Annotated in this window: 3 protein-coding genes; all 3 read right to left on the bottom strand. The window is 71.1% G+C overall.

From position 1 onward, the window contains the following. Positions 1–343: biotin/lipoyl-containing protein (locus tag VB737_RS16580; RefSeq protein WP_500314582.1), on the bottom strand; the 343-nt coding region annotated here is incomplete at its 3' end. Between the two features lie 46 nt (positions 344–389). Further along, a complete protein-coding gene (locus VB737_RS16575; protein ID WP_500314581.1) occupies positions 390–833 on the bottom strand; it encodes a YlqD family protein in 444 nt (147 codons plus the stop codon). Between the two features lie 59 nt (positions 834–892). Next, positions 893–1,783: AMP-binding protein (locus tag VB737_RS16570; protein ID WP_500314579.1), on the bottom strand; the 891-nt coding region annotated here is incomplete at its 5' end.

Here is a 1,783-nt window from a genome sequence, read left to right as displayed (position 1 = left end):
GGGCAGGGGTGGCCGCAGCTGGCGCGGGGGCCGCCGGAGCCGGGGTGGGTGCAGCCGTGGCGGGGGCCGGAGCCGCAGCCTTCGCCGCCGCGATCTCCGCCTCGCTCTCCACGATCAGCCCGATCGTCTCACCCACCGGCGCGGTGCTGCCCGCCTCCATCAGCACGGCCGCCAGAAATCCCTCCTGGAAGGCCTCCACATCCATGTCCGCCTTGTCGGACTCCACGACGAGCACCGACTCGCCGCGCTCGACCCGCTCACCGGGTTTCTTGAGCCACTCCACGATCTTGCCCTCCGTCATGGTGGAGCTGAGGGCCGGCATGAAGATTTCGTGGGTGGCCAACGGGGGACTGCCTCTGTGATGGGGGGGATTTTAGGTGGCGGGAGGCTCAGCCCCCCTCGATCGCCTCGATCACCCCGTCCCGCACCAGCACCGCCACCTGCAGCTTCTGCACCAGGTTGTCGCCCACCTGGACGTCGCAGAAGCTCTCGATCTGCCCCTGCTCCACCACCTGCTCCATCTCCAGTTCCCGCACCTGGCGCTGCTGCTCCAGCACCTGGCGTTTCTGCTCCTCGAACTCGGCGCGCTTGGCCGCCACCTGCTGCTGCACCGAGCCCACCTGCTCCTGCACCCGGGGATCCAGGGGATTGACGCTCTGACGGCGGATCTCATCGATCAGCCGCTGGCCCTCCTGCTCCAGCTGGGCCAGCTGCTGGTCAAAGTTGGTGAGGGCATTGCTGAGCTCCCGCTCGGCATCCTCCTTCCAGCGCGGCGTCACCACGGCGCGCACCGTGATCGATCGCTTGATGTTGAGGCTGGTGCCGTCGGCCATGGGACTGCAGGTGCAGGGCTCAGGCTGTCAGGCAACGGGGGATCCGGTCAACCATGGGGTCAGCTCTCGCCGTAGAGCGCGGCGATGGCGGCCCGGTCCCGCTCGGCGATCCGATCACGGCGCTGCTTGAGGGTCTGGGTGAGCAGGCCGTTGTCGATGCTGAAGGGCTCCACCAGGGCCACACCGCCGAGCCGCTCGTCGGCCCGGGAGCCCGGCCGGGCCGCCAGCAGGCGGTTGCACTCCCGGCAGAGGGCCCGCAGCAGGGCCGGATCGGCGCCGGCGCCGGGGTCCCCCGGATCGGGACCGGGGAGATTCGCCTGGTCCGCGAACGCCTGCAACGCCTCCGCCTTCGGCACCACCAGGGCACCGAGCTGCTTGCGGTCCTGGCCCACCAGCATCACCTGCTCCACCAGCGGCGAGGCCACCAGGGCCTCCTCCAGGGGACCGGGCTCGATGTTCTCACCACTGCTGAGCACGATGGTGTCCTTGGCGCGGCCGGTCAGCACCAGGGTTCCATCGGCCAGCAGCAGTCCCAGATCGCCGGTATCGAACCAGCCCTCCCCATCGAGCACCTTCGCCGTGGCCTCGGGCTTGTTGTGGTAGCCCCCCATCACCTGGGGCCCCCTGGCCAGCACCAGCCCACGCTCGCCCACCGGGAGCGGCGTCCTGGTGGCGGGGTCCACCACCTTGAGGGCGGTGTCCGGCAGGGGCTGGCCGGCGCTGCCGCGGCGGTTGCTCCAGGGCCGGCGGCAGGCCAGCACCGGGCTCGTCTCCGTGAGGCCGTAGCCCACCAGCAGCTCGATGCCAACGGCCTCGAAGAAACCGTCCACGTGGATGGCCAGGGCCCCGCCGCCGCTGATGGCGGTGCGCAGCCGCCCCCCCACCAGCTGGGCCCGCACCTTCGGCCAGAGCAGGGCGCCGGCCGTCCCATGCAGGGGCCAGAGCAGCAG

It is taken from the genome of Synechococcus sp. BA-120 BA3, assembly GCF_034931285.1.
Lineage (GTDB): Bacteria > Cyanobacteriota > Cyanobacteriia > PCC-6307 > Cyanobiaceae > Cyanobium.
The sequence above is the reverse complement of the archived record's forward strand: the minus strand, read 5'-3'. Positions and strand labels throughout refer to the sequence as shown.

What these genes read in the sequence shown, in the direction of transcription:
- VB737_RS16575 (WP_500314581.1), bottom strand. Translation starts at nt 833, where the DNA reads ATGGCCGACGGCACCAGCCTCAACATCAAGCGATCGATCACGGTGCGC.